The organism is Streptomyces griseus subsp. griseus (assembly GCF_000720255.1).
Taxonomy (GTDB): Bacteria; Actinomycetota; Actinomycetes; order Streptomycetales; family Streptomycetaceae; genus Streptomyces; species Streptomyces griseus_I.
Genome location: NZ_JOJE01000024.1, coordinates 41,149 through 59,340, shown reverse-complemented (window position 1 = coordinate 59,340; position 18,192 = coordinate 41,149). Strand labels below are relative to the sequence as shown.

The window sequence follows — 18,192 nt, the reverse complement described above, 5'->3', positions numbered from 1 at the left end:
CCGCCCGCCCACTCCACCGCTGTCAGCCGCTGAAGCCGGCCACGTTCTCCTTCGTGACCACCTTCACCGGCACCTTCACCGTCTGCTCGACCTTCTTGCCCTGGAGCGCGCGCAGCGCGTTGTCCACGGCGATCTTCCCCAGCTGGCTCGGCTGCTGCGCCACCGACGCGTACAGCGTGCCTGCCTCGACCGCCTTCAGGCCGTCCGGCGTGCCGTCGAAGCCGACGACCTGGACGGACTTCCCGGCCTTCGAGCCGAGCGCCTTGACCGCGCCGAGCGCCATCTCGTCGTTGGCGGCGATGACGCCCTGGACGTCCGGGTGGGCCTGGAGCAGGTTCGACATCACGTCGAGGCCCTTGGTGCGGTCGAAGTCGGCGGGCTGCTGGGCCAGGACCCGGATGCCCGGGTAGGCCTTCAGGCCCTTGGCGAAGCCCTCGGCGCGCTCCCGGGCGGCGGAGGTGCCCGCCTGGCCCTGGAGGATGACGATCTTGCCCTTGCCGCCGAGCTTCTCCGCGACGGACTTGGCGGCGAGCTCACCGCCCGCGATGTTGTCGGAGGCGACCAGCGCGTCGGTGGTGGCGTTGTTGACGCCACGGTCGACGGCGATCACGGGGATCTTCGCCTTGTCGGCGGCCCGTACGGACGGGGCGGCCGCGTCCGAGTCCACCGGGTTGACGACGATCGCGTCCAGGCCGGAGCTGGTGAAGTTCTGCAGCTGGTTGGCCTGCTGGGAGGCGTCGTTCTGGGCGTCCGTGACGGTCAGGTCCACGCCCAGCCTCTTCGCCTCGGCCTGGGCACCCGACCGGATCTGCACGAAGAAGGGGTTGTTGAGGGTGGACAGGGACAGACCCATCCTCGGGTTCGACGCGGCCGCGGAGCCGCCGCTGTGCAGGAAGGAGGTCGCGCCCACGACGGCCACGGTGACCACGGCGGCCAGCGCGTACGTCGCCGCCTGCTTCCCCTTGCCGCCCGAGGAGGTGCCCGCCGCCACCGGGGTCGCCCCGGCCTTGCGGCGCAGGGTGTCGAGCAGCACCGCCAGCGCGATCACCACACCGATGACGACCTGCTGCCAGAACGCGGAGACGTTCAGCAGGTTGAGGCCGTTGCGCAGCACCGCCAGGATCAGCGCGCCGATCAGCGTGCCGGACGCCTTGCCCGTGCCGCCCGCCAGCGACGCACCGCCGATGACGACCGCCGCGATCGCGTCGAGTTCGTAGCCCTGCGCGGCCTGCGGCTGCGCGGAGGACAGCCGGGAGGCGAGCACGATGCCCGCGGCGGCGGCGAACAGGCCGGACAGCGCGTAGATGGCGAGCTTCTGCTTCTTCACCCGCAGACCAGAGAGGCGGGCTGCCTCCTCGTTGCCGCCGATCGCGTACATCGAGCGTCCGATGTACGTCCGCCCGAGCACGAACGCCGTGAGCAGCCCCATGACGACCATCACGAGCACCGGCACCGGCAGCCAGCCGCCGAGCGTGTCACCGAGGTGGGAGACCGAGTCCGGGAACGGGATCGGGGAGCCGTCGGAGATGACCAGCGACAGACCGCGGCCCACCGACAGCATGGCGAGCGTCGCGATGAACGGCGGCAGCTTGCCGTACGCGATCAGGAAGCCGTTGACGAGGCCGGCCGCGATGCCGGTGGCGACGGCGAGGAGGACGGCCGCGAACACCGGCACGCCGTGTGACGTGGCGCTCCAGGCGAGGACGGTGGCGGACAGGGCCGCCACCGAGCCGACCGACAGGTCGATGCCCGCCGAGACGATCACGAAGGTGACACCGAAGGCGAGGATGGCGGTCACGGCCGCCTGGACGCCGATGTTGAGCAGGTTGTCGGTGGTCAGGAAGTCACCCGACAGCGCCGACAGGGCGATGACGAGGACGATCAGCGCGGTGAGCGCGCCGTTGTCGAGGAGCAGGCGGCGCACCGCCGCGGCGCCACCGGCGCCCGTGGTGCTCTTGAGCGTGTCAGCGGCCACGGCCGGCCTCCGGTTCAATGGTGGTGGGTGTGCTTACGGCGAGCGCCATCACGGCGTCCTGAGTGGCCTCGGCGGCGGCGAGTTCGCCCGCGATGCGGCCCTGGGCCATCACCAGCACCCGGTCGCTCATGCCGAGCACCTCGGGCAGGTCGCTGGAGATCATCAGGACGGCGGCGCCCTGGGCGGTCAGCTCGTTGATCAGCTGGTAGATCTCGACCTTGGCGCCGACGTCGATGCCGCGCGTCGGCTCGTCGAGGATGAGGACGCGGGTGTCGGCAAGCAGCCACTTGCCGATGACGACCTTCTGCTGGTTGCCGCCGGAGAGGGTGCGCACGTGCTGGCCGAGACCGGCCATGCGCACGCCGAGCTGTTCGGCGATCCGGGCGGCCGCGTCGTGCTGGCCCTTGAGGTCGACGAGTCCGCCGCGGGTGGCGGAGCGCAGGGTGACGAGTCCGAGGTTCTCCTCCACGGAGGCGTCCAGGACGAGCCCCTGGCCCTTGCGGTCCTCGGGCACGAGTCCGATCCCGGCCGTCATGGCGGCGTTCACGTCGTGCCCCCGCACCTGCGCGCCGTCGACCTTCACGGCGCCCCTGTCATAGGGGTCGGCGCCGAACACGGCCCGGACGACCTCGGTACGGCCGGCCCCGACGAGCCCGGCGATGCCGACGACCTCGCCGGCCCGCACCTCGAAGCTCACGTCGTGGAAGACGCCGTCGCGGGTGAGCCCCTCGACGGTGAGCAACGCGGTTCCGGTCTCGGGCCGTTCGCGCGGGTACTGCTGCTCGATCGAGCGCCCCACCATCAGGCGTACGAGCTCGTCCTCGGGCGTGGTCGCGGGGACCTGGCCGACGCTGCGGCCGTCGCGGATGACGGTGACCCGGTCGCCGAGGGCGGCGATCTCCTCCAGGTGATGGGTGATGAAGACGATGCCCACGCCGTCCTCGCGCAGTGTGCGCACGATGGCGAAGAGCTTCTCCACCTCCTCGGAGGTGAGCACGGCGGTCGGCTCGTCCATGATGAGCACGCGCGCGTTCAGGCTCAGCGCCTTCGCGATCTCCACCATCTGCAGGCGCGCGATACCGAGTTCACGCACCCGCGCGCGGGGGGACACGTGCACGCCCACGCGCGCGAGGAGGACTTCGGCGTCGGCCTCCATCCTCTTCCGGTCGATCATCCCGAGGCGGCGGGGCTGCCGTCCCAGGAAGATGTTCTCGGCGACGGTGAGGTCGGGTACGAGGTTGAACTCCTGGTAGATCGTCGCGATGCCCAGCCGCTCGGCGTCCTGCGCCCCGCGGATGTGCACCTCCTCGCCGTCCACCAGGACGCGGCCCTCGTCGGGGTGGTAGGCGCCCGACAGCATCTTGATCAGCGTGCTCTTGCCCGCGCCGTTCTCGCCGAGCAGCACGTGCACCTCGCCGCGGCGCAGATCGAAGTCGACGCCGTCGAGCGCGACCACTCCGGGGAAGGTTTTGCGTAGGCCCTCGATGCGCAGCAACTCGTCCTGGTTGCTCACGACTGGCTCCTGTTCCTTGCGGGGGACTCGCCGCACGAGCGGCGTACGACGAGACGGGCGGGGAGGGTGACGGACTCGGGGGGCCGTCCTTCGATGCGGTCGACCAGCGCGCGCACGGCGGCGCGCCCCAACTCGCCCGTGGGCTGGGCGATCGCGGTGATCGGCGGGTCGGTGTGCACGAACCACGGGATGTCGTCGAACGCGGCGAGCGCGATGTCGTCGGGAACGCGCAGCCCACGCGCGCGTACGGCGTCCAGCGCGCCCAGCGCCATCAGGTTGTCCGCGGCGAAGACGACCTCGGGCGGCTCGGGCAGGTCGAGGAACCCTTCGGTGACCCGTCGTCCGCTCTCGGCCTGGAAGTCGCCCTGGCCGACGTAGGCCTCGGGGAGCCCGAGACCGTACGCGGCGAGTGCCGTGCGGAAGGCCTCCACTCGTTCGCGTCCGGTGGTGGTCGCCGCGGGGCCCGCGATGATGGCGAGCCTGCGGTGCCCCAGGCCGTGCAGATGCGCGACGAGGTCCCGTACGGCCGCCTGTCCGTCCGACCGGACGACCGGCACGTCCACGCCCGGGATCCACCGGTCCACGAAGACCATCGGCGTACCCGCGCGCACGGCGTCCAGCATTAAGGGAGACCCGCCGTCGGTGGGGGAGACGAGGAGGCCGTCGATCCGGCGGTCCAGCAGGTTGCGTACGTGGTGGTCCTGGAGGTCGGGCCGCTCGTCGGCGTTGCCGATGATGACGCTGTAGCCGAGCGCGCGGGCCTCCTCCTCGACGGAGCGGGCCAGTTCGGTGAAGTAGGGGTTCATCACGTCGCTGATGACCAGGCCGAGGGTGTGGGTCTGGTCGGTGCGCAGCGAACGGGCGACGGCGTTCGGGCGGTAGCCCAGCGTCTCGACGGCGGCCAGCACGCGTGCGCGTGCGTCGTCGCTGACGGACGGGTGGTCGTTCAGGACGCGCGACACCGTGGCGACCGACACACCGGCCGCGGCGGCAACGTCCTTGATGCTCGCCATCGCCGTCCACCTCCTCGTGGAATCGTTTACATCGACGACAGGGAGGATTGGAATCGATTACACGCCGGTAATCAACCCCTCCCTCCCATCCCGAGACCTGATCGTGATGCGGTCGCGGGCCCTCGGGGGCGCCGGTCCAGGCTTGATCACGCCGTGGTCCCACGAGGCCCGAAGCGGGCCGGAAGCGAGGAGCCGTGACGTCGACGACCCGGAACGACGTCCCCGTGGTGCTCACGGCCGAGGGCGAGGGGACCTACGAGGCGGGGGACACGCACTACTGGGCACCGGGTCATGTCCCCGTCGCGCTTCAGGACTGCGAGTTGGTGGGGTTCTCCCCGACCGAGGACTTCCAGCGGGAGTGCGACCACGTGGTCGCACAGTCCGGGTGGGCTGTCGGTGCCGGGCGGTACCGTCGGATCATGACCGATCAGGCGGGGGGCTCCACGGGCGAGCGGCGACTGGCCGTGCTCGAAGGCGTCCTGGAGCGCATCACGTACGCGAACGAGGAGAACGGCTACACGGTCGCCCGCGTCGACACCGGCAGAGGCGGCGGTGATCTGCTGACGGTCGTCGGCGCGCTGCTCGGCGCCCAGGTCGGTGAGTCGCTGCGCATGGAGGGCCGTTGGGGCTCGCACCCGCAGTACGGCAAGCAGTTCACCGTCGAGAACTACACGACGGTCCTGCCGGCCACGGTCCAGGGCATCCGGCGCTACCTCGGATCCGGTCTGGTCAAGGGCATCGGCCCGGTCTTCGCCGACCGCATCACCCAGCACTTCGGCCTGGACACCCTGACGATCATCGAGGAGGAGCCGAAGCGCCTCATCGAGGTCCCCGGGCTCGGCCCCAAGCGCACCAAGAAGATCGCGGACGCCTGGGAGGAACAGAAGGCGATCAAGGAGGTCATGCTCTTCCTCCAGACCGTCGAGGTCTCCACGTCGATCGCCGTGCGCATCTACAAGAAGTACGGCGACGCCTCGATCTCCGTCGTGAAGAACCAGCCCTACCGCCTCGCCGCCGACGTCTGGGGCATCGGCTTCCTCACCGCCGACAAGATCGCCCAGTCCGTCGGCATCCCGCACGACAGTCCGGAGCGCGTCAAGGCCGGTCTGCAGTACGCGCTGTCGCAGTCCACCGACCAGGGCCACTGCTTCCTCCCCGAGGAGCGGCTGATCGCGGACGCGGTCAAGCTGCTCCAGGTCGACACCGGACTTGTCATCGAGTGCCTCGCCGAGCTGTCCCAGGTGCCGGAGGACGGGGAAGACCCCGGTGTCGTACGGGAGAAGGTGCCCGGCCCGGACGACGGCACCCCGGTCACCGCGATCTGGCTCGTCCCCTTCCACCGCGCCGAACTCTCCCTGTCCGCCCAGCTGTTGCGCCTCCTGCGCACCGAGCAGGACCGGATGCCGGGCTTCCGGCAGGTGGCCTGGGACAAGGCGCTCGCCTGGCTGAAGGGGCGTACCGGGACCGATCTCGCGCCCGAACAGGAGGCCGCCGTCCGGCTCGCGCTCACCGAGAAGGTCGCCGTCCTCACCGGTGGCCCCGGCTGCGGCAAGTCCTTCACGGTCCGCTCGATCGTGGAGCTGGCCCGCGCCAGGAAAGCCAAGGTCGTGCTGGCCGCCCCCACCGGGCGTGCCGCCAAGCGCCTGGCCGAGCTCACCGGCGCCGAGGCGTCCACGGTCCACCGCCTGCTGGAGCTCAAGCCCGGCGGCGACGCGGCCTACGACAAGGACCGCCCGCTGGACGCCGACCTGGTGGTGGTCGACGAGGCGTCCATGCTCGACCTGCTGCTGGCCAACAAGCTGGTCAAGGCCGTGCCGCCGGGTGCCCATCTGCTCTTCGTCGGGGACGTCGACCAGCTGCCCAGCGTCGGTGCGGGCGAGGTCCTGCGCGACCTGCTGGCCGATGACAGCCCCGTCCCCGCGGTGCGCTTGACGCGGGTGTTCCGCCAGGCCCAGCAGTCGGGCGTGGTGACCAACGCCCACCGGATCAACTCCGGCCAGCACCCCCTCACCGACGGCATGAAGGACTTCTTCCTCTTCGTCGAGGACGACACCGAGGAGGCCGGCCGGCTCACCGTCGACGTGGCCGCGCGCCGTATTCCGGCCAGGTTCGGCCTGGACCCGCGCCGGGACGTCCAGGTCCTGGCGCCCATGCACCGCGGGCCCGCCGGCGCCGGCACCCTCAACGGCCTGCTCCAGCAGGCCATCACCCCCGGCCGGCCAGACCTGGCGGAGAAGCGGTTCGGCGGCCGGGTCTTCCGAGTCGGCGACAAGGTGACCCAGGTTCGCAACAACTACGAGAAGGGCGCCAACGGTGTCTTCAACGGCACCGTGGGCGTGGTCACCTCGCTCGACCCGGTCGACCAGCGCCTGACGGTGCTGACGGACGAGGACGAGGAGGTGGTGTACGAATTCGATGAACTGGACGAGCTGGCCCACGCGTACGCGGTCACCATTCACCGGTCGCAGGGAAGTGAATATCCCGCCGTGGTGATCCCCGTCACCACCGGCGCCTGGATGATGCTCCAGCGGAACTTGCTCTACACGGCGGTCACCCGGGCGAAGAAGCTGGTCGTGCTGGTCGGTTCGCGCAAGGCGATCGGACAGGCGGTGCGCACCGTGTCCGCCGGACGGCGTTGCACGGCACTGGACTTCAGGCTCTCCGGGGCCTGAACTCACCTCGGGCTCCGCGGCGCCGGAGCCCTTTGACCTCGTGCATCCGGAGGGATCGTAAAAAATGATCGATCAAATGAGTCACGAAGGTCACAGAGGACTTCCGGTGGCGTGACGAAGGGGGCAGGATGAGCAAGTTGGCGGCACTGAGTGCCGCCAATAAGCCCAATGGCCGACCCCGAGTGCACTCTCCTGCGCCAAATGGGGGATGGTAGAGACAGTCAGGGCAACCTCGAAGATGAGGCACAACGTCGGTGAGGGAAGACGTGAGCGACAACTCTGTAGTACTGCGGTACGGCGACGGCGAGTACACCTACCCGGTGATCGACAGCACCGTCGGCGACAAGGGCTTCGACATCGGCAAGCTCCGCGCCCAGACCGGTCTGGTGACCCTGGACAGCGGATACGGCAACACCGCCGCCTATAAATCCGCGGTCACGTACCTGGACGGCGAAGCGGGCATCCTCCGGTACCGCGGCTACCCGATCGAGCAGCTGGCGGAGCGCTCCACCTTCCTGGAGGTCGCCTACCTGCTGATCAACGGCGAGCTGCCGACGGTCGACGAGCTCTCGTCCTTCAAGAACGACATCACGCAGCACACCCTGCTGCACGAGGACGTCAAGAACTTCTACAAGGGCTTCCCGCGCGACGCCCACCCGATGGCCATGCTGTCCTCGGTCGTCTCCGCGCTGTCCACGTTCTACCAGGACAGCCACAATCCCTTCGACGAGAAGCAGCGCAACCTCTCGACGATCCGTCTGCTCGCCAAGCTTCCGACGATCGCCGCGTACGCGTACAAGAAGTCGATCGGTCACCCGTTCGTCTACCCGCGCAACGACCTCGGCTACGTCGAGAACTTCCTGCGCATGACCTTCTCGGTCCCGGCGCAGGAGTACGAGCTCGACCCGGTCGTCGTCTCCGCCCTGGACAAGCTGCTCATCCTGCACGCGGACCACGAGCAGAACTGCTCGACCTCCACGGTCCGTCTGGTCGGCTCCTCGCAGGCGAACATGTTCGCCTCGATCTCGGCCGGCATCAACGCGCTGTGGGGCCCGCTGCACGGCGGCGCCAACCAGTCCGTCCTGGAGATGCTCGAGGGCATCCGCGACTCCGGCGGCGACGTCGACACCTTCATCCGCAAGGTGAAGAACAAGGAGGACGGCGTCCGCCTGATGGGCTTCGGCCACCGGGTCTACAAGAACTTCGACCCGCGCGCCAAGATCATCAAGGCCGCCGCGCACGACGTTCTCTCGGCCCTCGGCAAGTCCGACGAGCTGCTGGACATCGCCCTGAAGCTGGAGGAGCACGCGCTCTCCGACGACTACTTCGTCTCGCGCAGCCTCTACCCGAACGTCGACTTCTACACCGGCCTGATCTACCGCGCCATGGGCTTCCCGACCGAGATGTTCACGGTCCTCTTCGCCCTCGGCCGCCTTCCGGGCTGGATCGCCCAGTGGCACGAGATGATCAAGGAGCCGGGCTCGCGCATCGGCCGCCCGCGCCAGATCTACACCGGCGTGGTGGAGCGCGACTTCGTGCCCGTCGAGCAGCGCTGACAGCACTTTTCAGGCCCCGTACCCGGTTGCCGGGTGCGGGGCCTCGTCGTACTCGCCGAGTGCGGGCATCCGTGGCGCACACGGATAACAGAAGGCGCCCCGGCGCCGGTCCCCCCACGGGCCGACGACCAGGGCGCCTTCCCATGTCCCGGTGCGGATTCCCCCCACGGGATCCGGCCGGGCGTCTGTGGAGACCAGCGCCTGAATCGCTGTTTGAGTACAACGAGCAAAACTCGTCGTACTGCTGTGGTGCGGTCTGCCGGGACAGCGCACGTTGGGAGGGCCGCTCAAAGCTCCCCGGTGTACGTGCCCCGGCAACGCATCTCTGAGGAAGTCCCCCAAGACATCCTCAGATGCCAGTCCGCGCCCCCCAAGACGCTTCCTGACATCGCCAACTTAGACCTTCGAACCCCTTCGATGGTTACGTTCACATCACTGTGATCTGCGTCTCTTGCATTTGTCCCGTTAGATGCGCAAGAGGCTCGATATGAAAATCGAGACCCTGGCGTAAGGATGATGCGCGAGCCTTGTGAAGAGCTTATGTGAGGTGCGCGTCTGACTCCAGAGGGTCTGAGCCTCCAGCTGCCCGAAACTTACTGGTAACCCCAGGTAACGCCGGGTATGAGTCAGCGGAACGTGCGCAACCTGAGACTGTTCGTCACCACGAACACCGACGAGAACGCCATCGCCGCCCCCGCGATCATCGGGTTCAGCAGTCCCGCCGCGGCCAACGGCAATGCCGCCACGTTGTATCCGAACGCCCATACGAGATTGCCCTTGATCGTGGACAGGGTCCGCCGCGACAGCCGGATGGCGTCCGCGGCCACCCGCAGATCCCCGCGCACCAGGGTCAGGTCGCTCGCCTCGATCGCGGCGTCCGTGCCGGTGCCCATCGCGAGCCCCAGGTCGGCGGTGGCGAGCGCGGCCGCGTCGTTGACGCCGTCGCCGACCATGGCCACGGTCCGCCCCTCGCCCTGCAACCGCCGTACGACGTCCACCTTGTCCTCGGGCAGCACTTCGGCCACCACCCGCTCGATGCCGACGGCGTCCGCCACGGCCTCGGCCACCGTCCGGTTGTCGCCGGTCAGCAGGACCGGCGTGAGCCCGAGCGCACGCAGCTCGCGGACGGCCTCGGCGCTGGTCTCCCGGACCGCGTCGGCGACCGCGAGGACCCCGCGGGCCGCTCCGTCCCAGCCGACCACGACGGCGGTACGGCCGCCCCGTTCCGCCTCCTCCTTGGCGCGGGCCAGTTCCTCGGGCAGCGCGGCGGTGTACTCGGTGAGCCGGCCCACGGCCACCTCGTGACCCTCCACACGCCCCCGTACGCCCCGCCCGGGCACGTTCTCGAAGTGCTCGGCCCGCGGCAGGTCTCCCGCCCGTTCCTCGGCACCCGCGGCCACCGCACGGGCCACGGGGTGCTCGGAGGCGTGCTCCAGGGCGCCCGCGAACCGCAGCACCTGCTTCTCCTCGGTGCCCTCGGCGACGTGGACCTCCTGGAGGGTCATGCGGCCGGTGGTCACCGTGCCGGTCTTGTCGAGAACGACCGTGTCGACGCGGCGCGTGGACTCCAGCACCTCGGGGCCCTTGATGAGGATGCCGAGCTGGGCGCCGCGGCCGGTGCCGACCATCAGTGCGGTCGGGGTGGCCAGTCCGAGGGCGCAGGGGCAGGCGATGATCAGGACGGCGACGGCCGCGGTGAAGGCGGCGACCGTGTCGTGGGTGACGCCGAGCCAGGCGCCGAAGGTGCCCGCGGCGATCAGCAGCACCACGGGCACGAAGACCGCGGAGATCCGGTCGGCGAGCCGCTGCACCTCGGCCTTGCCGTTCTGCGCGTCCTCGACCAGCCTCGCCATCCGCGCCAGCTGGGTGTCGGCGCCGACGCGGGTGGCCTCGACGACCAGGCGCCCGCCGGCGTTGACCGTGGCGCCCGTGACCGAGGATCCGGCCGTCACGTCCACCGGCACCGACTCGCCGGTCAGCATGGAGACGTCGACCGCGGAGGTCCCCTCGGTGACCGTGCCGTCGGTGGCGATCTTCTCACCGGGCCGGACGACGAAGCGGTCCCCGACGGCCAGCCGGCTCACCGGTATCCGCACCTCGCGCCCGCCCCGCAGGACGGCCACGTCCTTCGCGCCGAGCTCCATCAGCGCCCGCAGTGCCGTGCCCGCGCGCCGCTTGGAGCGGGCCTCCAGATAGCGGCCGAGCAGGATGAAGGCGGTGACTCCGGCGGCGACCTCGAGGTAGAGCGTCTGGGAGGGGTCCGTCCGGGAGACGGTGAGGTCGAAGCCGTGCCGCATGCCGGGCATGCCCGCGTCGCCGAGGAACAGGGCCCACAGGGACCACAGGAAGGCCGCCAGCGTGCCGACGGACACCAGGGTGTCCATGGTCGCGGCGGCATGCCGGGCGTTCGTCCAGGCGGCCCTGTGGAAGGGCAGGCCGCCCCAGACGACGACGGGCGAGGCGAGGGTGAGGGAGAGCCACTGCCAGTTGTCGAACTGGAGCGCCGGAACCATGGCCAGCAGGACGACGGGCAGGGAGAGCAGGGCGGAGACGAGGAGGCGTTGGCGCAGGGCCGACAGCTCGGGGTCCTCGTCGCCCGGGTTCTCGCCGGTGTTCTCGGCGGGGGTCTCCTCGCGTGGCGGCTCGGGTTCCTCGGCCGTGTACCCCGTCTTCACCACGGTCGCGATCAGGTCGGCGACCTCGGTGCCCCCCGGGTAGCTGACCTTCGCCCGCTCCGTCGCGTAGTTCACCGTGGCGGTGACGCCCTCCATGCGGTTGAGCTTCTTCTCGACGCGGGCCGCGCAGGACGCGCAGGTCATCCCGCCGATGCGCAGCTCGACCTCGGCGGTTGCGGGGACCTGTGCGGTGGTGGTCGTCATGTGCGTACTCCAGGGAACGCTCACGGGCCGCACGGAGCCGGTGTCGTCCGGTCGGTACGGCCCGCTGGAGCGGTCGTGCGGGGAGGGTCGGCCGAGGGGTCCTGCCGGGGTGCGGGGGTGTTCAGGCCTGTCCGACGAGCTCGAAGCCCGCCTCGTCGATCGCGGCGCGGACGGCGGCCTCCTCCAGCGGGGCGGCGGAGACGACCGTGACCTCGCCGGAGGACGCGACGGCCTTGACCGAGCTGACGCCGGGGAGCTCGGAGATCTCGCCGGAGACGGCGCCCTCGCAGTGGCCGCAGCTCATTCCGCTCACCTTGTAGACGGTGGTGACGGTTCCCGGGGTGTCGGTCTGGGCGGTCATGTCGTTACTCCTCATCGGTGCATGTGGGGCCGACGGGTGCCCACGAAGGGCTCCCAGTACCACACGTTATACCCCTAGGGGGTATTTATCCAAGCTCGGTCAGGGCCCTGTCCCCGGGGCGCGGCCCAGGCGGCCGCCGACCAGCGGTTCGAGGTAACGGACCAGTACGTTCTTCAGCTCCTGGACGTATCCGTCGCGTTCGGCGCCCTCGTGGGCCAGGGCAAGCTCCAGGCCCGCCTTGTACAGCCCCAGGCACATGTTCGCCGTGCGGGTGAGGTCGGCCGGGGGGGCGTCGGGCAGGAGCGACGAGAGCAGGCCCTCTATGCGGCTGAGCAGGGACGCGTGCAGGGCGTCGTGTTCCTCGGTGATCCGGCCGGGGATGTCGGGGCCGTGCATCAGCGCGAAGAACACGGGGTGCTCGCAGTTGAAGGCGAAGAAACGGTCGACGGCCGCCCCGACCGCCTCCTCCAGCGGTGTCGCGGGGTCGACCGGGGCGAGCGCCTCGCCGTACGTCTCCCGCATCTCGTGCATGAGCCGGCCGCCCAGCTCGATCGCGATCGCTTCCTTGTTCGGGAAGAACTGGTAGAGCGTGCCGGGGGAGACGCCGGCCTCGCGGGCGATGGCGTTGGTGCTGGCCGCCGTGTACCCGGTGGTGGTGAAGACGGTCGCGGCGGCCTCGAGCAGCTGGGCGATGCGGCGCTCGCCGCGCGCCTGTCTGCGGCGCGGCTGGTCCTTTTCCTGACTGCCGGATCCCCGGCCGTCGGGCACGTTGTCGGGCACGCGTATCCCCAAGCTCTCCGAACGTGATTGACAAACACGAGCGGTCGCTCGCATTCTGGAGAAACGCGAGCGATCTCTCGTGTTTGCCAGTCTATGGCAACGACAGGTCCATGCCGCGTGCCCGCAAGGGCGCACGGAAGCACGGATCAGGTGAAGGGGACACCGCACAATGACCGAAGTCAACAGGCCGCCCCGCGTCGGCGGCTGGACCCGTCTCGTGACCGCCCGCCCCCGGTTGTCGCTGCTCGCGGCCCTGGTGCTCACCGCGCTCGCGGTGCTGGCCGGCAGCGGTGTCGCCGACCGGCTGGGCAGCGGCGGCTGGGAGGACCCCGACGCGGAGTCCACGTACGCGACGAAGGCGCTGGAGCGCGAGTTCCCGGCCTCCCAACCCAACTTCCTGCTGCTGCTCGACGCGGGCGACGCCTCGGTGGACGATCCGGCGGTCGCCGCCGAGGCCGACCGCCTCACCGCGCGCCTGGCGGGGGAGAAGGGCGTCACGGGCGTCGGCTCCTACTGGCGGACCAAGTCACCGGCCCTGCGCGCCCAGGACGGCCACGAGGCGCTGATCGCCGCCCGCATCACCGGCGACGAGAAGACCATGGGCGAGACCCTGGACCGTGTCGCGCCGCACTACCGCGGCACGCACGGCCCGGTGGACGTCAAGGTCGGCGGCGTCGTCGCCGTGCGGCACGAGATGCAGACGATCATCCAGGAGGACCTCACCCGCGCCGAGCTGATCGCGCTGCCGATCACGCTGGTGCTGCTGGTGATGGTCTTCGGCAGCGCGATCGCGGCCCTGCTCCCGCTCGCCGTCGGCATCGTCGCCATCCTCGGGACGAACGCGGTGCTCAGCGGCCTCGCGGAGTTCACCGACGTCTCGATCTTCGCGATGAACCTCACCACGGCCCTGGGCCTGGGCCTCGCCATCGACTACGCGCTGTTCATCGTCCGCCGCTTCCGCGAGGAACTCGCCGACGGAGCCGAGAAACTGACCGCCGTGGCCACCACCCTGCGCACGGCCGGCCGCACGGTCCTGTTCTCCGCGCTCACGGTCGCGGTCTCCCTGGCGGCGATGCTGGTCTTCCCCCAGTACTTCCTCCGGTCCTTCGCCTACGCCGGCATAGCGGTCGTCCTGCTGGCCGCCGGAGCCGCCCTGATCCTGCTCCCCGCGGTGCTCGTGCTTCTCGGTGACCGGGTCGACTCCCTCGACCTGCGCCGCGTCTTCCGCCGCGGCCGGCCGCAGGGACGGAAGGACGCGCAGCCGCCGACCGAGGGCGAGGAGGGCACCGCCTGGGGACGCGCGGCGAACCTGGTGATGCGCCGCGCCCCGTTCTTCGCGGTGGCCACCACCACCGTCCTGATCACCCTCGGACTCCCGTTCCTCGGCGTGAAGTTCGGCACCGCCGACGACCGCCAGCTGCCCTCCTCCGCCGAGTCCCGCACCGTGCAGCAGCACATCAGGGACGGCTTCCCGGGCAACCCCGGCGGCGGACTGGAAGTGCTCGCCCAGGGCAGGGCCACGAAGGGGCAGTACGCCGCCTACAAGGAACGGATCGCCGCCCTGCCGGAGGTGGTGCGGGTCGACGGCCCGCTGGTGAAGGGCGACTCGGCGTACTTCACCGTGCTGCCCAAGGGCGAGGCCGTCGACGGCGCCGCGCAACGCCTGGTCGGCGACCTGCGCGAGACGAAGGCCCCGTTCCACACCGAGGTGACCGGGGCGGCGGCCGTCCTCGTCGACTCCAAGGACGCCATAGCCGGCCAACTGCCCTGGGCGGCCGCCTTCATCACGATCGTCACACTGCTCCTGGTCTTCCTGCTCACCGGCAGTGTCCTCATACCGATCCAGGCGGTGATCCTCAACGCCCTCAGCCTGACCGCGATGTTCGGCGCGGTTGTCTGGGTCTTCCAGGACGGCCATCTCTCCGGCCTGCTCGGCTTCACCAGCCCCGGCTCCATAGAGACGACCCTGCCGGTCCTGATGTTCTGCGTCGCCTTCGGCCTCTCCATGGACTACGGCGTGTTCCTGCTCTCCCGCATCAAGGAGGAGTACGACCACACCGGCGACCACGAGCGGGCGGTCCGCCTCGGACTGCAGCGCACGGGCGGCCTGATCACCGCGGCGGCGGTCATCCTGGCGGTCGTGATGGTCGCCATCGGCACCTCACGGGTGACCAACACCAAGATGCTCGGCCTGGGCGTCGCGCTGGCGGTCCTGATGGACGCGATGGTCGTGCGCGGTCTCCTGGTCCCCGCGATCATGCGGCTCACCGGCCGCGCCACCTGGTGGGCCCCGGCCCCGCTGCGCCGCTTCCACACCCGCTTCGGCGTCAGCGAGGGCGACTCCACGGCGACGTCGGACTCCGCCCCGGCACGGGACAAGGCCACGGCGCGCGGTTAGCGTTCCGCCGGAAGCGGTGATCCGCGGGCGACCCCGAGGAGCCGGGAGCCGGGAGCCGACAGTGCCGGGGAAGCGGAGGACGGACGGATGCGGGCTGTGGTGTTCGAGCGGTACGGGGAACCGGCCGAGGTGCGGGAGGTGGCGGACCCCCGTCCGCCGGAGCACGGAGTGGTGGTGCGCGTCGAGGCCAGCGGCCTGTGCCGCAGCGACTGGCACGGCTGGATGGGCCATGACCCGGACATCACCCTCCCGCACGTCCCCGGCCATGAACTCGCCGGTGTCGTGGCGGAGGTCGGTGACCGGGTCACCGGCTGGCGCCCCGGTGACCGGGTCACCGTGCCCTTCGTCTGCGCCTGCGGGAGCTGCCCCGCCTGCGCGGCGGGCGACCAGCAGGTGTGCGAGCGGCAGACCCAGCCGGGCTTCACCGCCTGGGGCTCCTTCGCCCAGTACGTGGCGCTCGACCACGCCGATGTGAACCTGGTGGCGATCCCCGACGACCTCTCCTTCGCCACGGCCGCCTCCCTGGGCTGCCGGTTCGCCACGGCGTTCCGCGCGGTCGTGCAGCAGGGCCGGGTGGCGGCGGGGGAGTGGGTCGCCGTCCACGGCTGCGGCGGAGTCGGCCTGTCGGCGGTGATGATCGCGGCGGCGTCCGGCGCGCGGGTGATCGCGGTGGACGTCTCCGCCCGGGCTCTGGAGCTGGCGCGCGCGTTCGGGGCGACGGAGTGCGTCGACGCTACGGCCGCGCCGGACACCGCGCAGGTGGTCCGAGAGCTGACCGGGGGCGGCGCTCATCTCTCCCTGGACGCCCTCGGTGCCCCCGCCACCTGCGCCGCCTCGGTGAACGGCCTGCGCCGCCGCGGCCGTCATGTCCAGGTCGGCCTCCTGCCCTCACCCGACGGCCTGACCCCCGTCCCCATGGCCCGCGTGATCGGCCTGGAGCTGGAGATCCTCGGCAGCCACGGCATGGCGGCCCACACCTACCCGGCGATGCTGGAACTGGTCCGCTCGGGCGTCCTGCGCCCCGACCTCCTCGTCACGTCCTCCATCCCCCTGCCCGCGGTCCCCGACGCACTGGCGGCGATGGGCACGGCGCCGGGAGCCGGGGTGACGGTCATAGAACCGTGGAGCTGAGCCCGGCCCACTCACGGTCGAGCAGCGCCATCAGCACCTCGTCCACCCACTCCCCCTCCCGGTACGCGGCCTCCCGCCGCACCCCCTCCACCACGAACCCGACCTTCTCGTACACGCGGCGGGCCCGGGAATTGTCGCCGTACAGTGCCAGCTGGATCCGGTGCAGCCCCACGTTCTCGAAACCGTGCCCCACGATCAGCCGGGTCGCCTCGGTGCCGAGCCCCCGGCCCCGCCCGCGCGGGCCCAGCAAGGTGCGGAAGGTGCAGCTGCGGGCGTCGGGATCCCACTCGTTCAGGACGACCTCGCCGACGAGTTCACCGGTGGCGCGGTCGGTGACGGCGAGGTCGAGACGGTCGGGCCGGCCGGCCCGTGAGCCGTACCAGTCCCGCAGCCGTTCCGGGGTGAATTCGGCGTCCGCCGGGAACGTGAAGCGGACGACCTCCGGGTCATGGATGATCTCCCACATGGCGTCCGCGTCGGCCTCGGTGAAGGGCCGCAGCACGGTTTTCTCACCGGTGAGCAGAGGTTTTACGGAGAAGTCCATGCGCAGCACTGTGCCCCACCCGGGGGCGGGGCACCGAGGCATTTTCTCGTGGAGCGTCAGTCCCGTCCGCGCCCCCGGTTGCCCGGCCGGGAGGCCACCCAGGCGCGGACGGTGTCGGGGTACCAGTAGGGCTTACCGCTTTCCACATGGTCGGGCGGGGGCAGCAGACCGTGCTTGCGGTACGACCGCACCGTGTCCGGCTGCACCTTGATGTGCGCGGCGATCTCCTTGTACGACCACAGTCTTCGGTCGGTCATGAGGTACACCTCCCTGCTGATCAGCGGGCTTGTGCACCGTTGAACGACAGGGGGTGCGGGGAGGGGAGGGGTTGTGCATGGAGCGTGACAGAAACCGGACTTTTGTGACGTACGTGGCGTCGGGGGGCTACGCCCCGCACGAGCGAAGAAACGCCCGCGTCCGCTGTGCGATCGGCAGCGGCTTGTCCGGCTCGCACGGGTACATGTCCTGCTCGACGATCGCGAACAGGTCCACGTCCAGCTTCTGCGCCGCCTCCAGTACCGGCCCCAGCGCGGGGACCCCGGCGGGCGGCTCGCACATCACGCCCCGGGCGACGGCCGGCCCGAACGGCACCTGGTTGGCCCGCACGTCCGCCAGGATCTCCGGGTCGACCTGCTTGAGGTGCAGGTAACCGATGCGTTCGCCATAGGTCTCGATGAGCTTGACGCTGTCACCGCCGCAGTAGGCGTAGTGACCGGTGTCCAGGCACAGCGAGACGAGGTCGGAGTCGGTGCCGTCCAGGAAGCGGACGACGTTCTCCTCGCTGTCGATGTGGGTGTCGGCGTGCGGGTGGACGACGATCTGCAGGCCGTACCGCTCGCGCACCTCCTTGCCGAGGCGTTCGGTCAGCGACGTCAGGTTGCGCCACTGCTCGGGCGTGAGCGTGTCCGGCTCCAGCACCTCACCGGTCTTGTCGTCCCGCCAGAAGGACGGGATCACGACGAGGTGCCTCGCGCCCATCGCCTGGGCGAGGACGGCGTTGTCCGCGACGTGCGCCCAGGTCTTCTCCCAGACGGCCTCGCCGTGGTGCAGGCCCGTGAAGACCGTGCCGGCCGACACTTTCAGGCCACGCTTCGCCGTCTCCTCGGTGAGGGCGGCGGGGTCGGTCGGCAGGTACCCGTAGGGGCCCAGCTCGATCCACTCGTAGCCGGACTGCGCGACCTCGTCGAGGAAGCGCTGCCACGGCACCTGGGCGGGGTCGTCGGGGAACCAGACGCCCCAGCTGTCGGGGGCCGATCCGATCCGGATGCGGGAAAGTGAGGATTGAGGTGACAACGACGTCATGGGCGCCAGCGTGCGGGCTCCCCGGAGACGTGTCAAGGCCTGGTCCGAATGTCTGGACAAAGTATTGA

13 protein-coding genes are annotated in these 18,192 nt (G+C 70.4%); 4 read left to right on the top strand and 9 right to left on the bottom strand.

Annotated elements, in window-relative coordinates:
* Nucleotides 1–22: 22 nt before the first annotated feature.
* From IG99_RS28165 to IG99_RS28155, 3 genes are read right to left on the bottom strand one after another with little or no spacing between them, the layout of a single operon-like run.
* Nucleotides 23–1,975 (bottom strand): ABC transporter permease/substrate-binding protein, encoded by a 1,953-nt coding sequence (locus IG99_RS28165; RefSeq protein WP_037678501.1) that lies wholly within the window; start codon nt 1,973–1,975, stop codon nt 23–25.
* On the bottom strand, nt 1,965–3,488 hold the full coding sequence (locus IG99_RS28160; RefSeq protein WP_037678498.1) for a sugar ABC transporter ATP-binding protein: 1,524 nt from the start codon (nt 3,486–3,488) through the stop codon (nt 1,965–1,967). The genes IG99_RS28165 and IG99_RS28160 overlap by 11 nt, the downstream gene beginning before the upstream one ends.
* The gene (locus IG99_RS28155; RefSeq protein ID WP_037678496.1) at nt 3,485–4,501 is read right to left on the bottom strand and encodes a LacI family DNA-binding transcriptional regulator; all 1,017 of its coding nucleotides are present in this window, start codon (nt 4,499–4,501) and stop codon (nt 3,485–3,487) included. The genes IG99_RS28160 and IG99_RS28155 overlap by 4 nt, the downstream gene beginning before the upstream one ends.
* 419 nt (nt 4,502–4,920) lie before the next feature.
* On the opposite strand from IG99_RS28155, the gene recD2 reads away from it, so the two are divergent.
* Together recD2 and IG99_RS28145 are read left to right on the top strand one after the other, a co-directional pair.
* Nucleotides 4,921–7,173 (top strand): SF1B family DNA helicase RecD2, encoded by a 2,253-nt coding sequence (gene recD2 / locus IG99_RS28150; protein WP_037678617.1) that lies wholly within the window; start codon nt 4,921–4,923, stop codon nt 7,171–7,173.
* Between the two features lie 266 nt (nt 7,174–7,439).
* Nucleotides 7,440–8,729: a citrate synthase gene (locus IG99_RS28145; protein ID WP_037678494.1), complete on the top strand. Its 1,290-nt coding sequence runs from the start codon at nt 7,440–7,442 to the stop codon at nt 8,727–8,729.
* A gap of 626 nt (nt 8,730–9,355) precedes the next feature.
* Here IG99_RS28145 and IG99_RS28140 read toward each other — a convergent pair.
* From IG99_RS28140 to IG99_RS28130, 3 genes are all read right to left on the bottom strand, one after another.
* Nucleotides 9,356–11,608: a heavy metal translocating P-type ATPase gene (locus IG99_RS28140; RefSeq protein WP_037678491.1), complete on the bottom strand. Its 2,253-nt coding sequence runs from the start codon at nt 11,606–11,608 to the stop codon at nt 9,356–9,358.
* A gap of 121 nt (nt 11,609–11,729) precedes the next feature.
* A complete protein-coding gene (locus IG99_RS28135; RefSeq protein WP_037678489.1) occupies nt 11,730–11,969 on the bottom strand; it encodes a heavy-metal-associated domain-containing protein in 240 nt (79 codons plus the stop codon).
* Nucleotides 11,970–12,068: 99 nt separating this feature from the next.
* The gene (locus IG99_RS28130; RefSeq protein WP_051865979.1) at nt 12,069–12,749 is read right to left on the bottom strand and encodes a TetR family transcriptional regulator; all 681 of its coding nucleotides are present in this window, start codon (nt 12,747–12,749) and stop codon (nt 12,069–12,071) included.
* Nucleotides 12,750–12,918: 169 nt separating this feature from the next.
* Here IG99_RS28130 and IG99_RS28125 point away from each other — a divergent pair, with 169 nt between their 5' ends.
* Both IG99_RS28125 and IG99_RS28120 read left to right on the top strand, forming a co-directional pair.
* Nucleotides 12,919–15,147 carry an MMPL family transporter gene (locus IG99_RS28125; protein WP_037678487.1) on the top strand — a complete coding sequence of 743 codons (2,229 nt, stop codon included), beginning with the start codon at nt 12,919–12,921 and terminating at the stop codon, nt 15,145–15,147.
* Nucleotides 15,148–15,234: 87 nt separating this feature from the next.
* The gene (locus tag IG99_RS28120; protein ID WP_037678485.1) at nt 15,235–16,278 is read left to right on the top strand and encodes a zinc-dependent alcohol dehydrogenase family protein; all 1,044 of its coding nucleotides are present in this window, start codon (nt 15,235–15,237) and stop codon (nt 16,276–16,278) included.
* On the opposite strand, the gene IG99_RS28115 is transcribed toward IG99_RS28120, so the two are convergent.
* From IG99_RS28115 to IG99_RS28105, 3 genes are all read right to left on the bottom strand, one after another.
* Nucleotides 16,259–16,822, bottom strand: a complete 564-nt coding sequence (locus tag IG99_RS28115; protein ID WP_037678613.1) for a GNAT family N-acetyltransferase — start codon at nt 16,820–16,822, stop codon at nt 16,259–16,261. The two genes, IG99_RS28120 and IG99_RS28115, sit on opposite strands and share 20 nt — an antisense overlap.
* 56 nt (nt 16,823–16,878) lie before the next feature.
* Complete coding sequence (locus IG99_RS28110) at nt 16,879–17,079, bottom strand: helix-turn-helix transcriptional regulator (RefSeq protein ID WP_037678483.1); 201 nt, start codon at nt 17,077–17,079, stop codon at nt 16,879–16,881.
* A 127-nt stretch (nt 17,080–17,206) separates the two neighbouring features.
* Nucleotides 17,207–18,124: a sugar phosphate isomerase/epimerase family protein gene (locus IG99_RS28105; protein WP_037678481.1), complete on the bottom strand. Its 918-nt coding sequence runs from the start codon at nt 18,122–18,124 to the stop codon at nt 17,207–17,209.
* Between the last annotated feature and the right edge of the window lie 68 nt (nt 18,125–18,192).

Bases quoted from the DNA above. Each gene is read 5' to 3' on its own strand.
- recD2 (WP_037678617.1), top strand. From the start codon at position 4,921: ATGACCGATCAGGCGGGGGGCTCCACGGGCGAGCGGCGACTGGCCGTG.
- IG99_RS28140 (WP_037678491.1), bottom strand. From the start codon at position 11,608: ATGACGACCACCACCGCACAGGTCCCCGCAACCGCCGAGGTCGAGCTG.
- IG99_RS28110 (WP_037678483.1), bottom strand. From the start codon at position 17,079: ATGACCGACCGAAGACTGTGGTCGTACAAGGAGATCGCCGCGCACATC.
- IG99_RS28125 (WP_037678487.1), top strand. From the start codon at position 12,919: ATGACCGAAGTCAACAGGCCGCCCCGCGTCGGCGGCTGGACCCGTCTC.
- IG99_RS28120 (WP_037678485.1), top strand. From the start codon at position 15,235: ATGCGGGCTGTGGTGTTCGAGCGGTACGGGGAACCGGCCGAGGTGCGG.
- IG99_RS28135 (WP_037678489.1), bottom strand. From the start codon at position 11,969: ATGACCGCCCAGACCGACACCCCGGGAACCGTCACCACCGTCTACAAG.
- IG99_RS28115 (WP_037678613.1), bottom strand. From the start codon at position 16,822: ATGGACTTCTCCGTAAAACCTCTGCTCACCGGTGAGAAAACCGTGCTG.
- IG99_RS28155 (WP_037678496.1), bottom strand. From the start codon at position 4,501: ATGGCGAGCATCAAGGACGTTGCCGCCGCGGCCGGTGTGTCGGTCGCC.
- IG99_RS28105 (WP_037678481.1), bottom strand. From the start codon at position 18,124: ATGACGTCGTTGTCACCTCAATCCTCACTTTCCCGCATCCGGATCGGA.